Raw genomic sequence first — 19790 nt, forward strand, 5'->3', positions numbered from 1 at the left:
TTCCCCCTAGTCATCCTGTAATATCTATGAAAAAGACACACTGGACTAATGTTTGAGTCCCTTGTTGCCTTGTTCATGCTCATCATTATCCACGATTTCAATGGTATCGAGCTGGGCCCGGAAGTTGCTGCGGATGTTGCCCAGATAAATCTCGCGGAGCTTGGCCCGTTCAGCCAATTCCTCTTCACTCAGGCCGCCATTCTTCTGTTTGCGTGCCAGTTCATTGATGCGTGCGACCAATTCGTCAATATTCAATGCTTTCCCCTCCCCTATAAATTCATTCTAACTTTGCCATGAGAAAAAGAGCTTGTCAAGGTCTGCCCCCTGAAAGCTCTTTACGTCAGTCTATACTGCTTATGATGAAGTTAATACACAGGCAATGTCAGTATATCTCCGGCCTGAATGTTCCCGTTCTTCAAACCGCTTGTTTTTTTAATTCCTTCTATATATACGACCGTCTTCATACCCGCTGGTTTGTTCTTAAGGGCGATACTCCAGAGCGTGTCTCCGCGTTCAACTACTACCCGTTTCTCCTGCTTCACTAATGATGCTGAACTTGCAAAAACATTACCAACAACTGTAAATCCGGATACAACAAGCATAAAGACCAGCACAAGCTTCACGAGATATTCTTTACGGCATAATCCTAAGATCGCTGCAAATAAAGCGGCGGCGGATTGTTTCATTTCATTCATATGATTAGAAGCAGATTGTCCTCTAGTAGATTCAACTTCACCGGCCTCTTCGTAGATGCTGCGGTATGTACTGTATTTTAACATTGTTATCGTCCTCCAAACACTTGTTCTTACTTTCGAAAATAATATAACACGAACATGTGTTTTGATCAATAGAATTTTTAGAACAATTGTTCGCTTTTTTTCCGTATCCATAAATGTGCCAGTTTCCAGCACCGGCTTTGCCTTTTCCCGCCATTTCCAAGCCGTTATTAGATACTAATATGGTAAAAAGCTACTATTTCCACTATTAATCTCAGATTGTTAGAACTTATGTTTGTACGAACGGAAGTTCTATGTTATAATTTTCCCAAACATACTATATGGGGTTGATTCCGATGTCAAAGATTTCGAGTCGTCAACTGGCGATCCTGGAATTTATACGTAACGAAGTCCGTAGCAAGGGTTATCCTCCGTCCGTCCGGGAAATCGGTGAAGCTGTAGGCTTGGCCTCAAGCTCCACAGTGCACGGCCATCTGGACCGGCTTGAGAAGAAAGGCCTTATCCGCCGCGACCCTACGAAACCGCGTGCAATTGAGCTGCTCGGCCAGGAAGATTCCGAGAATGTACATCAATTCGTACAGACGGTTACCCGTATTCCTGTCGTAGGTAAGGTCACCGCCGGGGTGCCGATTACCGCAACGGAGAATATCGAAGATTACTTCCCACTACCTTCCCACTATGTGGGGGACAACAAGGTATTTATGCTCTCCGTTCTCGGTGACAGCATGGTGGAAGCAGGTATTATGAATGGTGACTACGTAATTGTCCGCCAGCAACAGACTGCTGACAATGGCGATATCGTCGTTGCCATGACCGAAGAAGACGAAGCTACAGTCAAGACATTCTACAAAGAACGTGACCACATTCGTCTACAGCCGGAGAATCCGGCTTATGAACCCCTCCGTCTTAACCGCGTTACGATTTTGGGACGAGTTATCGGTCTCTTCCGCGATATCCATTAATATTTTTGTTCATATTTAAGGGCTGCTTCGCTTTTTCAAGTGAAGCAGCCCTTTCCCCTTTTCAAATGGTCATTTTACTCATTGCGAACATTTGTTCTATTTATCTCATATAACATTTCCTTTGAACAGCAACAGCACTCCGCACATATTCTGATATCAAAGGAGTGCTGAACCTATGCCTAATTATCGGATTATTGTTGATCTGTCGCAGCGCATGCTATATTTGCTTGACAATAACATCGTTACCCGAGGGTTCCCTGTCGGTATTGGCACCATACTTACCGTTTCACCGGCGGGAGAATACACTATCATTAACAAACAGCCCAAGCCTGGCGGACCCTTCGGTGCATTCTGGATGGGTCTATCCAAACCACATTACGGCATTCATGGAACGAATGACCCTTCCTCCATCGGACATATGGTCTCCCATGGCTGTATCCGCATGTACAATGAGGATGTGCTGGCCCTTGCAGCAATCGTACCTATTGGAACACGGGTTACAATAAGGGAGTAACAGTATGGTGGTCAGACAAAAAGCAAAAACACCCAAAGGATCACAAAAAAATGATCGAGGGTGTTTTTCATAGTGCTTAATATTGGTCCTTCCTGTCTGCTGATTCATACCGGTCGCGTATTTCACGATTTTTAGCATATATGTACAAATCCAAAGCTATTATTCCTCTCCTGGCAAGTTTAACCAACAGTACGAATGCGTAAATACAAGCTACAACCGATATGAGCCACATCAATACGCTAAATACGCCAATTCCATTAATGAAAAAATTACCTCGATGCACAGACAACTTTCACTCACTCCCCTGTATTCTTGAATATGAAAATACCCCACCGTTCTGGCAGGGTACAGTTATTTCGTCATCATACTGTTGTATGGAACAAATTGTATATGATCTTTATTTCAACAGCTTCGGCTTAGGCTCTATCGGAAAGGCTGGTTTGTTGTGTTTCGGCAGCCTCATCAGAAGAACCATGTCCAGGTCCCAGCAAATTCAGCACAATCACACCAATGACGATTAAGGTTATTCCTATTACGCTGCCTGTATTTATTTTTTCTTTCCAGATCAGTACTGAGATCAGAACTGTAGCTACCGCTCCGATTCCAGACCAAATTGCATAGGCCGTATTTAATGGAATAGCCTTCAATGACAACGACAAAAAGAAGAACGAGCAAATGAAACTAATCAGCATTACGATTACAGGGATTATTTTGGTGAATCCTTGCGATGCTTTGAGCATCGAAGTTCCTACAAGTTCGCTGGCAATGGATATCGCCAAAAACAGATACGGCACTTACTTCTCCTCCTTTACTCCGTCCATCAATTCTTTGTAAATGCGTTCTTTTAACTCCAGATCTGGCGGTGCCAGTCCAAACTTTTCCGCAAACCAGAGTCCGTCGGTCGCCAGTCGGGCAATGGTTGCCCACAGTGGATCCACACCGTCATTTTCAAAATTATGTTGCCATTCAGCATATTTCTCCTGTATGTTTGTCAACAAGCCGGGATTCGTAAATAAAGCTGCTGCCAGCACCGAGTTCATGTCACTGCCTTCTCCAAAACCATAAAAAGTAGATTCAATGTATGCCCTGCTCCATTTACCAGCTTGTTGCTGGTCATGCTCTACACGGCTCTGAACATCTTCCGTAAAGTTTCGGGTCAGCTCATCCACCATACCGGAAACCAGTTGCTCCTTGTTAGGAAAGTGATACAGTAAACCGCCTTTGCTAACGTTAGCCGCTTTGGCCACAGCTTCCAGAGTTAAGTGTTCCACCCCTTGATCACGAACAATGGAGGAGGCCGCTTGCAAAATCATTTTTTTCTTGGAGCTGTTGTTATGTATAGTCACCTTATCACCCCGATTTCAACTGTACCGTCTGGACGGTTTTTTGTCAAACCAATATAAGTATAAATAACCTGGCTTTTCCGCAAGCAGAAAATAAAATAAAGAGAATACGCCATACGCTTGCAATGCCCACAAAACGGGTAATAAATACCATATATAGTTTGAAGATCACTTATGTAAGGTGAATGAATGGGCTATCCTAAAGTTATACAGGAATTCACCCTTACAGGCGGGAGGAAAAAGATGAAAAAGAACAAACCATTCTATAAAATCTGGTGGTTCTGGGTGGTTTTAATAGCCGCCGGCATCATAGGGTTGGTAACCACCGGGAACGAGGACAAGTCAGATGATCCTACTGCTTCGATTACGGCGCTAGCAACACCGATGGTTACTGCCAAGCCAACCACTGAATCAAGTCCATCTCCAGCAACAGAACCAACGTCTAAGGCTACAGCAGAACCTACAACTGCCCCACCCCCTTCACCCTCAGCCGAACGAACTGTCAACCCCACTCAAGCAACGTCTGCTGATCAAGTACCTTTATCTGCTGATGAGGTGCTGGCTTACACTGCCAATCTTACAGGTAAAACTTTTATAAAAGATGTAAACGTCGGGACAGACAATATAACGGTTACTTTTTTTGAGACCTACCAAGCATATAAAGAAGCGAACCCAACCTCCGGCATTACAAAAGAAGATTACATCGATTACTTTTCTACAGGCGACCAAATAAACAAACTGCTTATGGAAGAAACAAGCCGATTATTCGCGCAATTCCCCGGAGCTGCTTCGATTGACATGGTGATTCCATACGATGGGAAAATCTATTCCGTAGCTCTCACGCAAGGAGAAATCGAGCGATTTTATAACGTGGACTTCAGTACACTGGCTTCCAATGAAATATGGAGAGAGAAAGTTAGCAAGCCACACTTCAACAAAAGAGAACGGCAACAATTCGTTGAGCAGTTCGTCCAAGTAAATTAACAAGGAGTTTGTGATGTACACCGATTAATTGTATAATCTACTAAATATTAACTAGGAGTGATCGCAATGAGTAAACTCACGCGTTCAGATAAAGCTATCGTTTCCTTTTTACTTGGATTCGCCTCCCTGTTCATTATTGCGTTCTTCGTAATTCGATATATTGTGCAAAATGTTTCATTTGCTCCATAAAATCCATATTTACTTGCGGCACTTGTCTGGGAAAAACTTAAACCATAGACATCAATACCCCGTCATTATAATCACTGACGGGGTATTGTTCGTCAAAGGATGGTGAACTATTTTCTCAATGATCAATTGATAGTTTTGCACACCCAGTGGTGCTGTTTCTACAAACAATTCTTCAAGTGTTATATTATTATCAAAAACATTAGTTACCAGACACCAATTAAGGCCATCAATCCCACCCTATGTTTCTGCCATTTCATCATCTCCTACCAGATCTGCTTTATACTTTTCTTGGGAGATGTTAATGCGTAGATTAATAACACCCGGCTAAACATTTTTTTAGTTATCGCGCTAAGTAAACTGACAGGATCGGAGTAAAAATAATGAATAACATATTAATAGTTGAGGATGATATCGCCTTGAGCGATGGTATTGTCATTGCACTCAAAGGGCCACATATAACCATCATGCAAAAGCATGACATTACCTCTGCAAAAGAACAATTAAAAACTACTGCCTTTGATTTAGTAATTCTAGATGTTAATTTGCCGGATGGAAGCGGGCTGGATCTTTTAACTTACATACGCAAATCAACAACGATGCCAGTCATCGTTCTAACTGTTCATGATCTGGAAACGGATATTGTCACTGGCTTTGAGCTGGGTGCCGATGATTATATCACTAAGCCTTTTAGTCTTATGGTATTAAGGGCCAGAGTAGGAGTTCAACTAAAAAAAGCCAGACACCCGCACCCCGACACCATTCAAGTTGACGATTTCTACTTTTCATTTGATAAGATGAAATTTTTGAACAATGGTAATCCGGTCGAGCTTAGCAAAACCGAGCAAAGGCTACTTCGTATCTTGATTGACAATCGGGGAATTACCGTTTCCCGCGATCGTCTGGTGGACAGCATCTGGACAGATGGAGCTGAATATGTAGGTGAAAATGCCCTGTCTGTGACGATAAAAAGGCTGCGTGATAAACTCGAAGAGAACCCCTCCGCTCCTTGTTATATCAAAACCGTCTATGGGATCGGTTATACATGGGCTATAAAATGACAATCTTGAACTATATATGTATTGGAATTGCCGTTACTGCACTTATAGCAGCAGCTGCTGCGATTATGCTATACCGCAAAAACATCGACAAAACAATAAAAACATTTGAGAACATGATTGATACTGCGATTGACGGCAATTTTTCAGAGAAGGTTTTTGACGAATCCGTTATATCTGCGTTAGAAGCAAAGCTCGCCCATTTTCTAGCGCTTTGTTCTGTATCTTCTAAAAATTTACTTGCGGAAAAGAATAAAATAAGCGAACTCATATCCGATATTGCGCATCAAACGAAAACACCTATCTCGAATATCTTGCTATATTCTCAAATTCTCAGTGAATACGAATTACCTCAAGATGGTTCTACTTGTGTAAAGGCCCTGTCAACACAAGCTGAGAAGCTTCATTTCCTGATTCACGCCTTGATGAAGACATCACGCCTGGAAACGGGGATTATCAAGCTAATCCCAAAGCAAGGCTCCGTCCAAGAGCTGATGGATGCTGCGTTGGAGCAAATTATGCCAAAGGCGAACGGTAAAGAAATCACGGTTGTTAGAAAATGTACAGCAGCGCTGGCTTGGTTCGATCTAAAATGGACGGTCGAAGCTGTCTACAATATCTTGGATAATGCTGTGAAGTATACAAAAACCAACGGAAGCATTTCCATTAGTGTAGATGTTTTTGAATTGTTTTGCCGAATTAATATTACCGATAATGGTATAGGCATTGCGGAAGAGGAGCAGGGTAAAATATTCATGCGTTTTTATCGCTCTCCTGCTGTTAACACGCAAGAAGGTGTGGGCATTGGCCTCTTTTTGGCAAGGGAAATCATCGCGGCTGAAGGAGGTTATATCAAGGTATCTTCGCATCCGGAAAGAGGATCTACTTTCTCCATTTTTCTTCCTATGGATCAATAATTCTTTCAACACTGTTAGATTTCAGAAAGAATGTAGAAAGATTAGTAAGCTATTGTATGTACTGTAGAGAACTAAGTACATACATTTTTTGGTGTGGGAGGAGAACAACTTGCAAGTATTAGAAACCAAGGATCTAAAAAAAATTTATGGTAGCGGAGATACTGCGGTTCATGCATTAGACGGGGTGAACCTAAAGGTGGAAAACGGGGAGTTTGTCGCGATTATAGGTACATCCGGAAGCGGCAAGTCTACCCTGCTGCATATGCTTGGAGGACTGGACCGGCCAACCAGCGGAGAAGTCACGGTCGATGGCAAAAATATTACCTTGTTGAAAGATGAGGAATTGACCATTTTCCGCAGACGGAAGATGGGCTTTGTATTCCAGAATTATAATTTGGTGCCGGTCCTGAACGTATCCGAGAATATTGTGCTGCCTATTGAACTGGACGGAAAACAGCCTGACCAAGCCTATTTGTCTAAAATTGTGAATATATTGGGGCTTGAAAACAAATTATACAATCTGCCAAGTAATCTCTCCGGGGGACAGCAGCAACGGGTAGCCATTGCCAGAGCGCTGGCGTCGAAACCGGCTATTATTTTGGCCGACGAACCAACCGGCAACCTGGACAGCAAAACTAGCCTTGATGTTATGGGACTTATAAAGGTTTCCAGCCAACAGTTCGGCCAAACGATCGTAATGATAACACACAACGAGGAAATTGCCCAAATGGCCGACCGTATTATCCGCATTGAGGACGGTAAAATGGTTAGCGGTGGCAACAGATGATCAAAGTCAATAGTAATAAAGCAATCCGTAATCTATCGACTAATATTTTGAAGGCGAATAAAACCCGCAACATCATAGCGATTATCGCTATCGCCTTAACCTCGTTGTTATTTACCACCCTGTTCACTATGGGACTCGGCACGGCGGAAAGCCTGCAGCGGGCAATGATGCGGCAGGCAGGCGGAGATGGTCATGCCTCACTCAAATATCTAAACGAGGAGGAATTTAATCAGATCAAGGACCACCCTCTTATTAAGGAGCTGGCTTATGACCGCTTACTAAGCAAAAAAGTAACAAACGGGGAATTGTTAAAGCGTCATGCGGAGTTTTGGTATTATGACGATATTGGTCTGAAATTCGGATTTATTGAGCTTGAAGGCGGGCATAATCCGGTAGCAGAAAATGAAGTCATCATGGACTCCAAGACTGCGGAGTTACTAGACGTTCCCCTGAAAGTGGGGACACCATTAATCCTGAAGCTTGAGATACATGGCAAAGAGGTTCAGCGTGACTTTGTGCTCTCAGGCTGGTGGAAAAGTGACCCCGTGTTTAACGTGGGGCAAATCTTTGCTTCCAGAGCTTATGTAGATGCCAATTCCGAAGAATTGCGCAGTACATATAAGCAGGACTTTGATCAAACCGGAGTTATCAATGCTCTGTTAAAATTCGATAACAGCTTTGATCTCCGGGGAAAACTTGACAAAGTGATAACGGAAAGCGGTTTTTCCCTTGATAAAAATGCATCGAACTATCTCGACGGTAATGTTAACTGGTCATATCTCTCCACTAATTTCGCCATGGACACGGGAACCATCCTTGCACTAACTGCCGCTCTCCTGTTGATAATGTTGACCGGCTACTTGATTATTTATAACATATTCCAGATATCAGTCATGCGCGATATCCGCTTCTACGGACTTCTAAAGACTATCGGAACAAGCAGTAGGCAAATCCGCCGGATCATTCGCAGGCAGGCATTATTCCTCTCCTTGCTCGGGGTCCCTATCGGCTTACTCATAGGTTTTGTTGTCGGGAAATCACTTGTACCTTTACTTACGGAAAGATCAATGCACGCAAATGCTGAGATATCTGTATCCCCGAGCCCATGGATTTTTATCGGTTCCGCTCTGTTCGCAGTTATTACCGTCATCATCAGTACGTTAAAACCAGGCAGAATTGCCGCGAATGTTTCTCCTGTCGAGGCTGTAAGATACACAGATGGAAGTGCTAAGAGAACGAGTGGCGCCCACCTGAGGAAGTCAACCAATGGCGCTAAAATGCCTCTCATGGCTCGTGCCAACCTAGGGCGCAATAAGAAGCGGACAGCTCTGGTGGTGATCAGCCTTTCTTTAAGTCTGATCCTCCTGAATACTACATTCACGTTATCTCAGAGTATGGACATGGACAAATACTTATCAAAATTTAATGATACTGACTTTCTTATGGGGCATGCTGAATATTTTCAAGAACACTTCACCGGTTCTGATAACGCGACCACGGAAAGTTATATTCAAGCCGTACAGGCACAACCAGGTTTTAAAGAAGGCGGCCGCTTGTATAGTGGCAGTGATGTACTCACTATCGAGCATAAGGACAATAGTGAGGGGTATGAAGCAGATGCTCGCGGCAACTTACCTACAGTGGCTTATGGATTGGAAGAATTACCTCTTCACCGGCTGCAGTTGGTTGATGGCGAGCTGGATTTTAACAAGCTCGCTTCAGGAAAGTACATTCTGGAAGGAGTGCCGGCGGATGATAATAACAAGCCTGAGATGGAATACACTGAATATCAAGTGGGTGATAAGGTAACCCTTCATAACTATATGGGTTCAGTCAATAATCCCCAGGCTCAAGAATATACCAGTCATGAATTCACCGTACTTGGTCATGTAAGCATGAAAAGCACGAATTCTGGTACAAGTGCCGCATCCTACGCTAGCTTCTACCTGCCTGCGGATATCTATAAATCACTTGTGCATCAGCCTGCTGTGATGAGTTACGCCTTTAATGTATCCAGCGGTCACGAGGACACGATGGAAAGCTTTTTGAAGAAGTACACTGAAACTACTGAACTGACGATGCATTACAGATCCAAATCTATTGTAATGAATGAATTCACAGGTATGCAAAATACAGTAGTAGTGATTGGCGGAACACTTAGCTTAATTATTGGTTTAATTGGTGTGCTGAATTTTGCTAATGCGATATTAACTAGTATTTTGACCCGACGCCAGGAATTTGCCATCTTGCAAAGCATTGGTATGACCAATAAACAATTGAAAACAATGCTTATCTATGAAGGACTATACTATGTGCTTGGTACCAGTGTATGCACAATCTTATTAGGAAGTTTATCCTCACTCTTGATTGCAAAACCCTTCACTCATTTAATGTGGTTTATGAGTTATAAATTCATTATCTGGCCCTTGCTCGCTGTACTGCCTATTCTATTATTACTTGGAATCTGTATTCCACTCACCAGCTATTCTCTGAGCGGCAGGAAAAGTATTGTGGAACGGCTTCGGACAGCTGAATAACTAGCTAATTTCTCTTATTATTTTTTTATCTTAATACAAACAATCTATCATTCACTCTCATAAACTGTATTAGCCAAATGAGAGGATAGGTGAAATATATGAGTATTCAATTTTTAGATATGCGTATTGCCCAAGATAGCACGTCTGATACACCAGCGTTAGGGCTAAGTTCATCTTCTTTTCCCTACACTTTTGGAGATATCGGATTACAGACAACAAGTGTTTCCCCTGAAAATGTTAGCTTGGTCCGGGTGACACTAAATGCGTATGCCCGGCTAACGTTATCCGCTTCTTCAAGTTCAACTGTCGTCCCTAATGCTACCTTTACCATACTGCGAAACGGTACTCCGATCTTTTCTACCGTCTACCAAAAGCCAGCTACGCAATTTGAGACTATCTATGAAATGAGCGGACTGACCGCCGTTGACTACCCTCCTGCTGCAGATGTACTTTCAGGTCAAATCAGATATACCATTTATGTAGTCACTAATTATGGCATCACTTTAGGCGCAAGATGCTTCAGTGGGAGCGCAGTAGCAGGTAATGGGTAAAATGATCTTTTAGTTTGTATCCCCGGAGACTACGGGGATATTTTATTTAGTCACATCAATAATCTTATCTATCTTGATCCAATCCCAATCATCCTCTGAGACCCGCAGCTTTATACCGCGGCGCTCCTTGTCTACTCTCATAAAGCTCATCACAATCCCCCGGTACAATGGCAGCATATTTCTCCTTTAGAATAATCGTCTGACATGAGTAGCTTCTGCGCAGCATGGTTCAATTGTGCAAAAAAAGAACGTCCGCTATGGACGTTCTCTAATTTTCTTTATTCGTCTACACCATTCCAGCTAATTACGCATTACACTTTCTGTTTTACGCTCTTGACTTGCATGTAATGTTTTCATTGCAAATCTTGCTATCGGCTGCGCAACCAACAGTTCAATCCAAAATGCTATCCCAAAGTTTCTTGGCCAGATGTGAAGGAAGTTTTTAAACGGTTCTAGGCTTATTTGTTTGGTCCCAACCCATGTGCCGATAATCGATAATACAATAGATAACACTGTGACATTCAATAAAGTATTCAATAGAACCCTAGCATTAAATCCATCGGTTTGTCCCATGAATTTTGGCATTACTTTCCCAACCACTGGTCCTGCAACTAATCTTACCAATAAAACTACGATTATCCACATGAACGGAATAATCTTTAGTGTATCTATATACACTTCCTTACTGAAACCAAGTTCCAATCCCACAATAATAGGAGCAATAGTATTTACTGAAATAATTGAAATAATCAATAAAAATAGTATACCTTCTTTTGCGTCTCTAGGCAGTCTTGTGTCTCCATGCATGGTTTGTCATCTCCGTGAATAATATTTCAGATGGCAGACGTATCATGAGACATATATTTTCGGTCAATAAAAAACCGATATCTCTACACACTGATCTAATAATCATAACATTTTCCTCAAATGAATGTAAGACGTTCTACTTAAAATGTATTAAATCCCCCTGCTGGTTAGTTCAATAATAAGCATTCGCAGTATGGTTATTTAATTATCCCTCGTACATTTCGTCAGTGGATATTGTGGGGATGGATCATTTTATTTTTTATTGCCGGGTATAAATTCGGCTGGTTTAATTGGGGTTGATACGACCTTCATCAGTATTCAGAAATGCTTCAGCATTTTTGAACTTGTCTATCCTGCGGATTTCCCACTACTCCTTGAAGGCGATACAGAGCAGCACTCCTAATACTTTCCGTTTAGTCATATACCTCATATACTCCGGCCTCAAATGGACCGACGGTTGCTGAGCATGATTCTTAATGCAATGCCTTAATATCCCTCCCTAGGGCTATGACAGCCCTCTATTAAACTCAAATAAATACCGTCCTGTGGACGAACCTTTTTACATAGCTTCATGCCAAAGTTTCTTGATGCCTGAATCTCACAAAATGCAAGCTTTGATAATACGATCTCTATCCCTTTACCAGCCAATACCCCTGTAGTCATCGGGCAGGTTGGCCTCGAAGTAACTGCTGCAAGTGGAACTATACGAGTACAATTTTCAGGAATTGCCGAGCTCGCATTTTCAGATACTCCACATTTGACTCAGTCATTGCCTTCTCCATTGTAAGAAGTGCAGAAGTTTCGCCGGTCTTTTACGCCTTATACTCCGTAAGTGTCTCTGAAGCAAACCCAAATGCTGTACAGGTCATTAATATTACCGCAGCAGATTTTGATGTTCCCTTTCCACCGTCAAATGAATTAGTTTATACCCTATTTCTTTTTTGCACAGCAGATGCGACTCGGATAGGTATCGAGAGCTTTAATGCCGTTGCCTACTCAGATTAAGCAGTCTCTTTCCCACTCGTGAACCTGGGTACGGTTAATGACTTAGGTTACTTATAATGTTCTGAACACTACTTAATACCTTGCTAATAAAGGTTTTATTAAATGTATTTTATTCTTTCTATTATATGTGGGCGTTTTGTGGGCACTATTGTGTGCATATATTATGATGTCACTTCCCATTATAAGGAGAGTGAACTATAGATTCTATAACCCCGCCAGTATACTGACGGGGCTTTGATTATGCAGACCGACAAACTCTTTTTAAATATGCACAAGCATTTAATCCTTCCTCTCATAAAATATGGCATCTACTAAGAGAGGTTAGGTGAATAAGATGAGTATTCAGTTTTTGGATATGCGCATCTCACAGGATAGTGTAGTGGATACACCAGGTATTAATTTGGTCCGTTCGGGTGCGATTTTCGGTGACATTGGACTTCAAACCTCAAATGTTACACCTGCAAATGCAAGCTTGGTAAGGGTCACTTTAAATGCTTATGTAAGGCTTAGTGTTGATGTTAGCGTTATAGTTCAGAATGATGTTACTTTTAGCGTCTACCGCAATAATACATTAATCTTTAGTACAACGTACCCGGGAAACATCAATAATACAGTGACACAATACGAAATGGTAGGAATAACCGCTGTTGACTTTCCGCCGGCTAGTGATGTGCTCACAGGCCAAATTCAATATACCATTTTAGCATCTGCCATTAGGACTGCAACTCTAGGAGCAAGAAGTTTCAGTGGAATTGCAGTAGCAGGTAATGGATAATGATCGTTCAAAGTAGTGTCCCCGGAAATTTCGGGGATTATTTTTTTATCACATTATTTAAGATGATCCTTTAACACTTCTCCGAGCTCAGTTGTATACTTGTTCAGCCGCAGGCTAATCTCAGTCCGCATAACATCACGAGTTATGCCAAAACGTTCCTGATAGCCTCTATTATAGATTATACTGTAAGTGATGAAATCGTCCTGAGTATCCTCCACGACTTTAATGTTCCGTTGCTTCAGCGCTTGCCGCAGTTGGTAGACCTCCTGAATGATTCGCTTTTGAATATACCTGCCGGTTAAAATATACGACCTGCTGAGTAAATTACCAGAATGTTCGACCTCTTTCAGGCTTTTGGCAACCAACGTGTCTATGTAAGGGAGCAGTATAAGATCCCGGACCATTTCCCTTTCTTCATTTGTGAGCATTTTCCCGTCAGTGTTTACGCTCATAACTATCGCCTCCTAGCTCTAGTATATGCGAACATACGTTCTTTATCCTACAGTAAGATATTCAATAGTTGGGATAAAAAAGAAAACGCCTTTGTTCACTCACTTTATTGCAGATATAGACATATATGTTTAGACAATCCTTGTTAAGTTTTGTAAAGTGTCTATCTATAATACATATTAGGGGTGTAATAATTGAGAAGATTAAAACTATTGTTAGTGTTAGTATTAATGTTTGCGGCTTTACCTATGCGGGAGGCTTTTGCTAATTCTGATGGTTTGTTACGGGGTAAATTAATGAATCTTGGAGCAGACAAGTCTAGCATTTCACTATCATTGGATAACTTTACGGATGGAAGAGAAGATTATGGCGCTTCCGTAGGTGCAAGTGGTTCAAGCACAGATACTCTATGGTATGAGTTTTCTACACCTGCAGAAATATCATCATACCAATTCTTAGCATACCAAGTAAGCATTAAAAAAAATGTTGGATACCGTTTAGAATTATTTGATTCATCAGGGATTTTACTTTGGAGTACCGAAAACGTAATTGCTACTGGTGTAAAAACTGACATCGCTAGGTTTACAGATGTTAAAAAGTTAGTTTATACAAATACGAGCGCCGAACCAAATTCAGTTTTTGAAATTGAGGTTTTCGGTGGTTCCACACCTACAACGCCCACAACTCCAGAACAACCAACTGGTGATAGAGCGATACTTGTAATAACTTTAGTTACCGGGACAGAAAAAGAGTATGATCTTCCAATGAATGAAGTTAACTCCTTTTTAACTTGGTTTGATGCCCGTGATGCAGGTAGAGGCCCTGGGATGTATGCAATTGATAAACATAGCAACAACAAAGGCCCCTTCAAAAAGCGTAAAGATTATGTCGTATTTGATAAAATACTTACCTATGAAGTAAGTGAGTACACAGCAGCAGAATAAACAAAAAAAGTCCGCCGACCGATAAGGTTGACGGGCTTTCAATTTTCCGAAAGAGATGCATTTAGATAAAGCACGTACTAAGAATAATAACCAACAAGATAAACAGAACCAGAATTGCAGTGGTAGAAGTAAAGCCACCATATCCCCCAGCAAATTCACCCATTACAGTCTCCCCTTTGTAATTGAATAAAATTTAGAATATACAGGCTTTTGTAATGATGACCAACAAGATAAAGAGTACCAAGATTGCACCTGTCGACGTAAAAGGACTTATACATTTAACTTCTTTTTCATGTTCACAGCCATATCCTCCAACAACTCCACTCATTCGTTATTCCTCCTCTGCAATTGGATACAACTTATAATATGTGGGATTTTTATCTGTGCTTGGGTAAATAGGAATCAAATTATGGGGGAATGAACACAAAACTGGCTTGTTGCGGAGTCCAGTGTTTACAGAGTATTTTTATATAAACAGAAAAAAAGCTCGCCGACCAGTTAAGGTTGACGGGCTTTTGAAACTCATCCAATCGATATACCAGAATAGGTAACCGGTCCAGTAACACTGGCAGTATTCAGTAAAATATTGAGACTGTTATTGGCCACGCCTAAAGAATATGCATGATACCCTTCTGGAACGCTTCTATCCAAATATGAAATAGTAATAGGTTGAATTGCTGAAATCGAAAGTCCACTAGCTCCCACATTGAAAATAGGTTGTCCATCTCTGTACAAAGTGAAAATCACACTTGGAACACCCAATGTCGTTTGAAAACCAATAGTTGCATCCAGTTGAACACTTCCACTTGCTACGGTAGCTAGTCCAAACTCAGCTAAGATTAAATTTTGAGCCGGCGCGAGAATGGGAATGGATACCGTTTGGCTTCCTGTTGTCGCAGTACTACTTCCTACATCTATGATTTGTGCCATGTTAAACCACCTCCTCTTTATTTATACTCATAGAGTATGCAAAGAGAGGAATTTTGATTGGACAGACAATGATAACTTCAACCTATTTTATGTATGCTCTAAATTCAAATCGTTCACGCATAAACCAACTGCCGGCAATCTTAATCGTCTCTGGGGAATACCCCCCAACGATGCCGCCATAATCCATCAAATGGCCTGTTGGGTCCGGATCTTCCCGGTACCAGACTGAGGCCTTGGATTGCGCAAGGGCAGCAGTCAGGAAGTCTGTATTGTTCTCCATGACTTTGTATGTGTTGTTCAATTAAGTCACCCTCTATTTCAAAACGAAAACTGAGTAAATGAGACTATTAAAAGTATAATACCAATAATCGAAGATAAGGCAGCCATTTTATCTTTAGTTTTAAAATAAGAAGCCCCTCCATTAAAAATCAATGATCCGCACATCCCCATTATTGTCCATGACATTGTCACTTGATCCCTGTTACCGAAAAATGTTATTGCCAGAATTATTGTTACTGCACTAAATAAAATACCAACCACTCTTAGTACTTTTAGCAAAACACTCACCTCCATAAAAGTAAAACCTGCTCATTGGCAGGGTTAGTACTTGAATTCATTATAAACTATACACATTATATATAGAACATTATGTATATGCACTCTATATCACTGGTAAGGAAAATTTTCCTGAACTCAAAGAAATACCCCACCATTGCTGGCAGGGTACGGTGCTTCCGTTAAATCTATTTTATCGTGACTGTACTACTTCTTGGTAGAATATTCGCTTACTTCAAAGGTTAATATCTTATCGAAGATCACATATTCAGTACGCTTAGCAAATGGACCTTGTTAGAGTGTTTATCAATCGCGAACTTGGCAGGACCCGAACCGGCATCTTTAGTATCGTACCATTTTAGGGAGGCATTCACTTCTTCTATTGAGAGGTCGAATTCCTTCTCTATACCTGTTGTTAAAGTACTAAGCGTGATATATGCCGCCTCTACCCTCTCTCTATGGCTGGCGGTGAGCAAATCCGACACCGGACATATCCGCCTGCATTTACCTCTATAGCCTTTGGGGCGGCAGGGTTATTACAATAGTCCGGTGCTTCATACAAGCCTCTTCTTCCGTGTCCCTTTCTTCCCTGTCATACACTCCATCAGGTATACAAGCATGTAATAAGTGTCGCCCGGTACAACCGACGGTATGATTAACTGTTTGACTTTCTCCTGAATCTTCTTCTTGGTGGACATTTTCACTTTGCTCATACAACTTATCATCGTGCTTATGTAAGAAATGAATGGGTAAGAACTGTGCTGTCAATAACATCCGCTGTACTGGGATTTTTTGTTATCCGTTAAATTAATAAGGATAAGGAAAAGAATTCAATAGCATTTTTCTTTGCGCGCCCCGTAACAGCTGTGCATGATTACCTGATCGCCCGATTCAGTCCGGTCTTCTTCACCTTTGATTGTTTTGGCATGTCGTGTTCTCTCCTTATAGGGGCTATGCCCTTTCGAAACTAAATTAGATAAGTCGCGTATAATTGGTAAATAATTGTATTTGGAGTGTGACATATGGATAAAAATAAAAAGTCTTACGGCTTGGGAGTAGGAATCTGCTTTGCTGTTGCTTTTGGATTTGCTTTCCACAACATCGCATTAGGTATCGGATTAGGAATTGTTTTTGGTGTTGCCTTGTCTCAATCGGGAAGACCTAAGACTCCTAAAGATAAGTGAGTTCACCCCTCCCTTGAGCTATGATAGCCCCAATTAACCTACAAAATGTTTGTCATCATGCGGACGAATTAGTTTGAGTAACTGCATAGCATATCTCAAAAAACAATTGGAGGTATGTTATATGGTTCGTACACTTGACGCACGATCTTCGCAAAATGGAAATGGTAATGTTTATTACGAAGCCCTCCCCACTGATCCAACTATTTTTGGACAAGTAGGTCTAAACATAGTGAATCCGGGCGGGATAATACGAGTACAATTAGTTGGATCTTTTGTTGTATCTCCTATTTCTACGCTTACAGGAAGAACATTTATTTATGTCAAATTGGTTAGAGGATACAATTATGATGACCCTCGAGTTTACTTATCTTCCTGGGCTATACAAATAGAAGACAGCTTTACTAACAAAAATTTAAGTTTTTCCTGTTGTGATTACGTTACTTCTGCCCCACCGAACAACCAACTTGTTTATACATTATTTGTAAATTCAACAATTTCGTCTTTCGTTAGAAAAGGTCCTGAGAATTTAAATGCAATCGCTTTTTGTGACGAGTAACCTTTTTTTATTTTTGGATACCCCAGTGGTACGGGATTAGGCGGTCCTGGCTATAATTGACTACGAGGACTGCTTAATGATTTAGCCAAAGCCTTGACCTCTCCCTGCCAGCGGTCATATGCCTCTCTCCCAGGCCCTAAACTCTGTACACATGCAGGTCGGAGTGGGCAACGCCCGCAATTGGATGTGTAATTGTCATCGCATAATTGTATATAAAGTTTGGTATTTGAGCTTCCTGTCGAGACAAAAGTTGATAACGAAGTCTATTTTGCCCCAAACCGCCGGCTTCTCCAAGATTGTGGTTTGCTCTCATGTCTACTTTATAGCCATATTACCTCTGCTTAGAATACGAGGAACATTTTCCATATGAATGAAAGCTGGTAGTTTTCCGCTGTGTCTAAGCATGCGTGGAGAATCAATTCTATTCCGGGGCTGAAATGAAAACTGTTCAAGAGAGTTTAGGCCACGGGAATGTGCAAATAACTTCTGATATTTATGCCCACATCTCAAAAAAATCGAATCCGATCACACGGTAAGGTTTGATTTACAGCTTCAAAATATCCTAGAATAAATATTCGCGGTAATTTTGTGGTAACCCATCTTCTCCAAGAGAAATCGCCCTTCTTCCCACAAAAAAAGAAAAGCCCTCAACGCTTACGCGTCAAGGGCTGCTGTATTCTAGTAAAGAGTCATGTACTGGTCTCTTTCCCACTCGTGAACCTGGGTGCGATAGATATCCCACTCGATTTCTTTCAGCTCATAGAAGTGAGCCAGTGCATGTTCGCCGAGGGCTTCGGTGATGACATGGCTGCGGATCATTTCGTTCAGCGCTTCCTTCAGATCGGATGGCAAGCTAGGGATGCCTTCTTCAATCCGCTCTTCTTCGGACATCACATAGATGTTACGGTCGATTGGAGCCGGAAGATCCAGTTGGCGTTTGATGCCGTCAAGACCTGCCTTCAACATTACAGCAAGTGCAAGGTAAGGGTTAGCTGCCGGATCCGGATTGCGGACCTCGATGCGAGTGCTCAGCCCTCTGGAAGCAGGGATACGGATCATCGGGCTGCGGTTGCTGGCGGACCATGCTACGTAGCAAGGGGCTTCATAACCGGGAACCAGACGTTTGTAAGAGTTCACTGTCGGGTTCGTGATTGCAGCAAACGCACGGGCATGCTTCAGAATACCTGCCATGTAGTAACGGGCTGTCTTGCTCAGGCCAAGTGTGTCGCTCTCATCGTAGAACACATTCTCTTTGCCTTTGAACAGGGATTGGTGAGCGTGCATACCGGATCCGTTCATACCAAAAAGTGGTTTAGGCATAAAAGTAGCATGCAGGCCGTGCTGGCGGGCTACCGTCTTCACGACAAGCTTAAAGGTTTGAATTTGGTCAGCAGCTTTGATGGCATCAGCATATTTGAAGTCAATTTCATGCTGGCCGGAAGCAACTTCATGGTGGGAAGCTTCAATTTCAAAGCCCATCTCTTCAAGAGTCAAAACGATTTCGCGGCGGCAGTTCTCTCCAAGATCCATCGGCGCCAAATCGAAATATCCGCCTTGGTCATTCAATTCCGTAGTCGGGTTCCCTCTCTCATCAGTTTTGAAGAGGAAAAACTCAGGTTCAGGACCAACGTTCATCGCGGTATAACCCATTTCTTCAGCTTCTTCCAGACAACGCTTCAGAATACCACGCGGGTCTCCGGCAAACGGTGTTCCGTCAGGCATGTACACATCACAAATCAGACGGGCAACCCGGCTGTCCGTCACCCAAGGGAAGATTACCCATGTGCTGAGGTCAGGATAGAGATACATGTCGGATTCTTCAATCCGTACATAACCTTCAATGGAGGAACCATCGAACATCATTTTATTGTCGAGCGCCTTTTCGAGCTGGCTAACAGGAATCTCTACATTTTTGATCGTTCCGAGCAGGTCGGTAAATTGCAGGCGAATAAAACGGACGTTTTCTTCCTTGGCGATGCGCATAATATCCTCTTTAGAAAAGCTCACT

Annotated in this window: 24 protein-coding genes and 1 pseudogene; 12 read left to right on the plus strand and 13 right to left on the minus strand. The window is 42.1% G+C overall.

What is annotated here, in order from left to right:
• Positions 1-45: 45 nt before the first annotated feature.
• Positions 46-255, minus strand: a complete 210-nt coding sequence (locus H70357_RS19510; protein ID WP_038592973.1) for a DUF896 domain-containing protein — start codon at positions 253-255, stop codon at positions 46-48.
• A 110-nt stretch (positions 256-365) separates the two neighbouring features.
• Entirely contained in the window at positions 366-779 is a 414-nt protein-coding gene (locus H70357_RS19515; protein WP_038592976.1) for a LysM peptidoglycan-binding domain-containing protein, read from the minus strand.
• A 293-nt stretch (positions 780-1072) separates the two neighbouring features.
• Here H70357_RS19515 and lexA point away from each other — a divergent pair, with 293 nt between their 5' ends.
• Positions 1073-1699 carry a transcriptional repressor LexA gene (gene lexA / locus H70357_RS19520; RefSeq protein ID WP_038592979.1) on the plus strand — a complete coding sequence of 209 codons (627 nt, stop codon included), beginning with the start codon at positions 1073-1075 and terminating at the stop codon, positions 1697-1699.
• 175 nt (positions 1700-1874) lie between these two features.
• The gene (locus H70357_RS19525; RefSeq protein ID WP_038592981.1) at positions 1875-2213 is read left to right on the plus strand and encodes a L,D-transpeptidase; all 339 of its coding nucleotides are present in this window, start codon (positions 1875-1877) and stop codon (positions 2211-2213) included.
• Positions 2214-2629: 416 nt separating this feature from the next.
• On the opposite strand, the gene H70357_RS19530 is transcribed toward H70357_RS19525, so the two are convergent.
• Positions 2630-3007, minus strand: coding sequence for a DMT family transporter (locus H70357_RS19530; RefSeq protein WP_038592983.1), 378 nt, complete (start codon positions 3005-3007; stop codon positions 2630-2632).
• Complete coding sequence (locus H70357_RS19535; RefSeq protein WP_231578286.1) at positions 3008-3559, minus strand: TetR/AcrR family transcriptional regulator; 552 nt, start codon at positions 3557-3559, stop codon at positions 3008-3010. It lies immediately after the preceding gene.
• Between the two features lie 240 nt (positions 3560-3799).
• Here H70357_RS19535 and H70357_RS19540 point away from each other — a divergent pair, with 240 nt between their 5' ends.
• The 6 genes from H70357_RS19540 to H70357_RS35945 all read left to right on the plus strand — a co-directional run bounded on the left by H70357_RS19540 (position 3800) and on the right by H70357_RS35945 (position 10576).
• Positions 3800-4540 (plus strand): hypothetical protein, encoded by a 741-nt coding sequence (locus tag H70357_RS19540; RefSeq protein ID WP_038592985.1) that lies wholly within the window; start codon positions 3800-3802, stop codon positions 4538-4540.
• Between the two features lie 569 nt (positions 4541-5109).
• Positions 5110-5787 carry a response regulator transcription factor gene (locus H70357_RS19545; protein ID WP_038592987.1) on the plus strand — a complete coding sequence of 226 codons (678 nt, stop codon included), beginning with the start codon at positions 5110-5112 and terminating at the stop codon, positions 5785-5787.
• On the plus strand, positions 5784-6701 hold the full coding sequence (locus H70357_RS19550; RefSeq protein WP_038600007.1) for a sensor histidine kinase: 918 nt from the start codon (positions 5784-5786) through the stop codon (positions 6699-6701). Before H70357_RS19545 ends, H70357_RS19550 begins: the two co-directional genes overlap by 4 nt.
• Positions 6702-6810: 109 nt before the next feature.
• Positions 6811-7488, plus strand: a complete 678-nt coding sequence (locus H70357_RS19555) for an ABC transporter ATP-binding protein (RefSeq protein WP_038592989.1) — start codon at positions 6811-6813, stop codon at positions 7486-7488.
• A complete protein-coding gene (locus H70357_RS19560) occupies positions 7485-10025 on the plus strand; it encodes an ABC transporter permease (protein ID WP_038592991.1) in 2541 nt (846 codons plus the stop codon). Before H70357_RS19555 ends, H70357_RS19560 begins: the two co-directional genes overlap by 4 nt.
• 98 nt (positions 10026-10123) lie before the next feature.
• Positions 10124-10576, plus strand: a complete 453-nt coding sequence (locus H70357_RS35945; protein ID WP_156130899.1) for a hypothetical protein — start codon at positions 10124-10126, stop codon at positions 10574-10576.
• Positions 10577-10876: 300 nt separating this feature from the next.
• Here the strand turns inward: H70357_RS35945 and H70357_RS19565 are convergent, their stop codons facing one another.
• Positions 10877-11383 carry a DUF2798 domain-containing protein gene (locus tag H70357_RS19565; RefSeq protein ID WP_038592993.1) on the minus strand — a complete coding sequence of 169 codons (507 nt, stop codon included), beginning with the start codon at positions 11381-11383 and terminating at the stop codon, positions 10877-10879.
• A gap of 1330 nt (positions 11384-12713) precedes the next feature.
• On the opposite strand from H70357_RS19565, the gene H70357_RS19570 reads away from it, so the two are divergent.
• Positions 12714-13163: a hypothetical protein gene (locus H70357_RS19570; protein ID WP_038592996.1), complete on the plus strand. Its 450-nt coding sequence runs from the start codon at positions 12714-12716 to the stop codon at positions 13161-13163.
• A gap of 53 nt (positions 13164-13216) precedes the next feature.
• Here H70357_RS19570 and H70357_RS19575 read toward each other — a convergent pair whose 3' ends face one another.
• The gene (locus H70357_RS19575; protein ID WP_052092140.1) at positions 13217-13615 is read right to left on the minus strand and encodes a YhjD family protein; all 399 of its coding nucleotides are present in this window, start codon (positions 13613-13615) and stop codon (positions 13217-13219) included.
• 192 nt (positions 13616-13807) lie between these two features.
• On the opposite strand from H70357_RS19575, the gene H70357_RS36700 reads away from it, so the two are divergent.
• Complete coding sequence (locus H70357_RS36700) at positions 13808-14557, plus strand: hypothetical protein (protein WP_231578287.1); 750 nt, start codon at positions 13808-13810, stop codon at positions 14555-14557.
• 193 nt (positions 14558-14750) lie between these two features.
• On the opposite strand, the gene H70357_RS36340 is transcribed toward H70357_RS36700, so the two are convergent.
• The 6 genes and pseudogenes from H70357_RS36340 to H70357_RS35950 all read right to left on the minus strand — a co-directional run bounded on the left by H70357_RS36340 (position 14751) and on the right by H70357_RS35950 (position 16755).
• Positions 14751-14885 carry a sporulation protein YjcZ gene (locus tag H70357_RS36340; protein ID WP_197073739.1) on the minus strand — a complete coding sequence of 45 codons (135 nt, stop codon included), beginning with the start codon at positions 14883-14885 and terminating at the stop codon, positions 14751-14753.
• A gap of 194 nt (positions 14886-15079) precedes the next feature.
• Positions 15080-15487, minus strand: a complete 408-nt coding sequence (locus H70357_RS19585) for a hypothetical protein (protein WP_038592998.1) — start codon at positions 15485-15487, stop codon at positions 15080-15082.
• A gap of 82 nt (positions 15488-15569) precedes the next feature.
• Positions 15570-15788, minus strand: a complete 219-nt coding sequence (locus H70357_RS19590; RefSeq protein WP_038593001.1) for a hypothetical protein — start codon at positions 15786-15788, stop codon at positions 15570-15572.
• 17 nt (positions 15789-15805) lie between these two features.
• The gene (locus H70357_RS19595) at positions 15806-16045 is read right to left on the minus strand and encodes a hypothetical protein (RefSeq protein WP_156130900.1); all 240 of its coding nucleotides are present in this window, start codon (positions 16043-16045) and stop codon (positions 15806-15808) included.
• A 204-nt stretch (positions 16046-16249) separates the two neighbouring features.
• A pseudogene (locus H70357_RS19600) lies at positions 16250-16464 on the minus strand (ran-binding protein 10); the annotation flags it as partial.
• A 132-nt stretch (positions 16465-16596) separates the two neighbouring features.
• Positions 16597-16755 carry a hypothetical protein gene (locus tag H70357_RS35950; protein WP_156130901.1) on the minus strand — a complete coding sequence of 53 codons (159 nt, stop codon included), beginning with the start codon at positions 16753-16755 and terminating at the stop codon, positions 16597-16599.
• 309 nt (positions 16756-17064) lie between these two features.
• Between H70357_RS35950 and H70357_RS36345 the strand changes: the two genes are divergently transcribed.
• Together H70357_RS36345 and H70357_RS35955 are read left to right on the plus strand one after the other, a co-directional pair.
• Positions 17065-17226, plus strand: a complete 162-nt coding sequence (locus tag H70357_RS36345) for a glycine zipper domain-containing protein (protein ID WP_197073601.1) — start codon at positions 17065-17067, stop codon at positions 17224-17226.
• A 121-nt stretch (positions 17227-17347) separates the two neighbouring features.
• On the plus strand, positions 17348-17782 hold the full coding sequence (locus tag H70357_RS35955) for a hypothetical protein (protein WP_156130902.1): 435 nt from the start codon (positions 17348-17350) through the stop codon (positions 17780-17782).
• Between the two features lie 678 nt (positions 17783-18460).
• On the opposite strand, the gene glnA is transcribed toward H70357_RS35955, so the two are convergent.
• On the minus strand, positions 18461-19789 hold the full coding sequence (gene glnA / locus H70357_RS19605; RefSeq protein ID WP_038593006.1) for a type I glutamate--ammonia ligase: 1329 nt from the start codon (positions 19787-19789) through the stop codon (positions 18461-18463).
• Position 19790 lies beyond the last annotated feature (1 nt).

It is taken from the genome of Paenibacillus sp. FSL H7-0357, assembly GCF_000758525.1.
GTDB lineage: Bacteria > Bacillota > Bacilli > Paenibacillales > Paenibacillaceae > Paenibacillus_AQ.

What these genes read in the sequence shown, in the direction of transcription:
- H70357_RS19515 (WP_038592976.1), bottom strand. Translation starts at nt 779, where the DNA reads ATGTTAAAATACAGTACATACCGCAGCATCTACGAAGAGGCCGGTGAA.
- lexA (WP_038592979.1), top strand. Translation starts at nt 1,073, where the DNA reads ATGTCAAAGATTTCGAGTCGTCAACTGGCGATCCTGGAATTTATACGT.
- H70357_RS19525 (WP_038592981.1), top strand. Translation starts at nt 1,875, where the DNA reads ATGCCTAATTATCGGATTATTGTTGATCTGTCGCAGCGCATGCTATAT.
- H70357_RS19540 (WP_038592985.1), top strand. Translation starts at nt 3,800, where the DNA reads ATGAAAAAGAACAAACCATTCTATAAAATCTGGTGGTTCTGGGTGGTT.
- H70357_RS19545 (WP_038592987.1), top strand. Translation starts at nt 5,110, where the DNA reads ATGAATAACATATTAATAGTTGAGGATGATATCGCCTTGAGCGATGGT.
- H70357_RS19550 (WP_038600007.1), top strand. Translation starts at nt 5,784, where the DNA reads ATGACAATCTTGAACTATATATGTATTGGAATTGCCGTTACTGCACTT.
- H70357_RS19560 (WP_038592991.1), top strand. Translation starts at nt 7,485, where the DNA reads ATGATCAAAGTCAATAGTAATAAAGCAATCCGTAATCTATCGACTAAT.
- H70357_RS35945 (WP_156130899.1), top strand. Translation starts at nt 10,124, where the DNA reads ATGAGTATTCAATTTTTAGATATGCGTATTGCCCAAGATAGCACGTCT.
- H70357_RS19565 (WP_038592993.1), bottom strand. Translation starts at nt 11,383, where the DNA reads ATGCATGGAGACACAAGACTGCCTAGAGACGCAAAAGAAGGTATACTA.
- H70357_RS19575 (WP_052092140.1), bottom strand. Translation starts at nt 13,615, where the DNA reads ATGAGCGTAAACACTGACGGGAAAATGCTCACAAATGAAGAAAGGGAA.
- H70357_RS36340 (WP_197073739.1), bottom strand. Translation starts at nt 14,885, where the DNA reads ATGAGTGGAGTTGTTGGAGGATATGGCTGTGAACATGAAAAAGAAGTT.
- H70357_RS19585 (WP_038592998.1), bottom strand. Translation starts at nt 15,487, where the DNA reads ATGGCACAAATCATAGATGTAGGAAGTAGTACTGCGACAACAGGAAGC.
- H70357_RS35950 (WP_156130901.1), bottom strand. Translation starts at nt 16,755, where the DNA reads ATGAGCAAAGTGAAAATGTCCACCAAGAAGAAGATTCAGGAGAAAGTC.
- H70357_RS36345 (WP_197073601.1), top strand. Translation starts at nt 17,065, where the DNA reads ATGGATAAAAATAAAAAGTCTTACGGCTTGGGAGTAGGAATCTGCTTT.
- H70357_RS35955 (WP_156130902.1), top strand. Translation starts at nt 17,348, where the DNA reads ATGGTTCGTACACTTGACGCACGATCTTCGCAAAATGGAAATGGTAAT.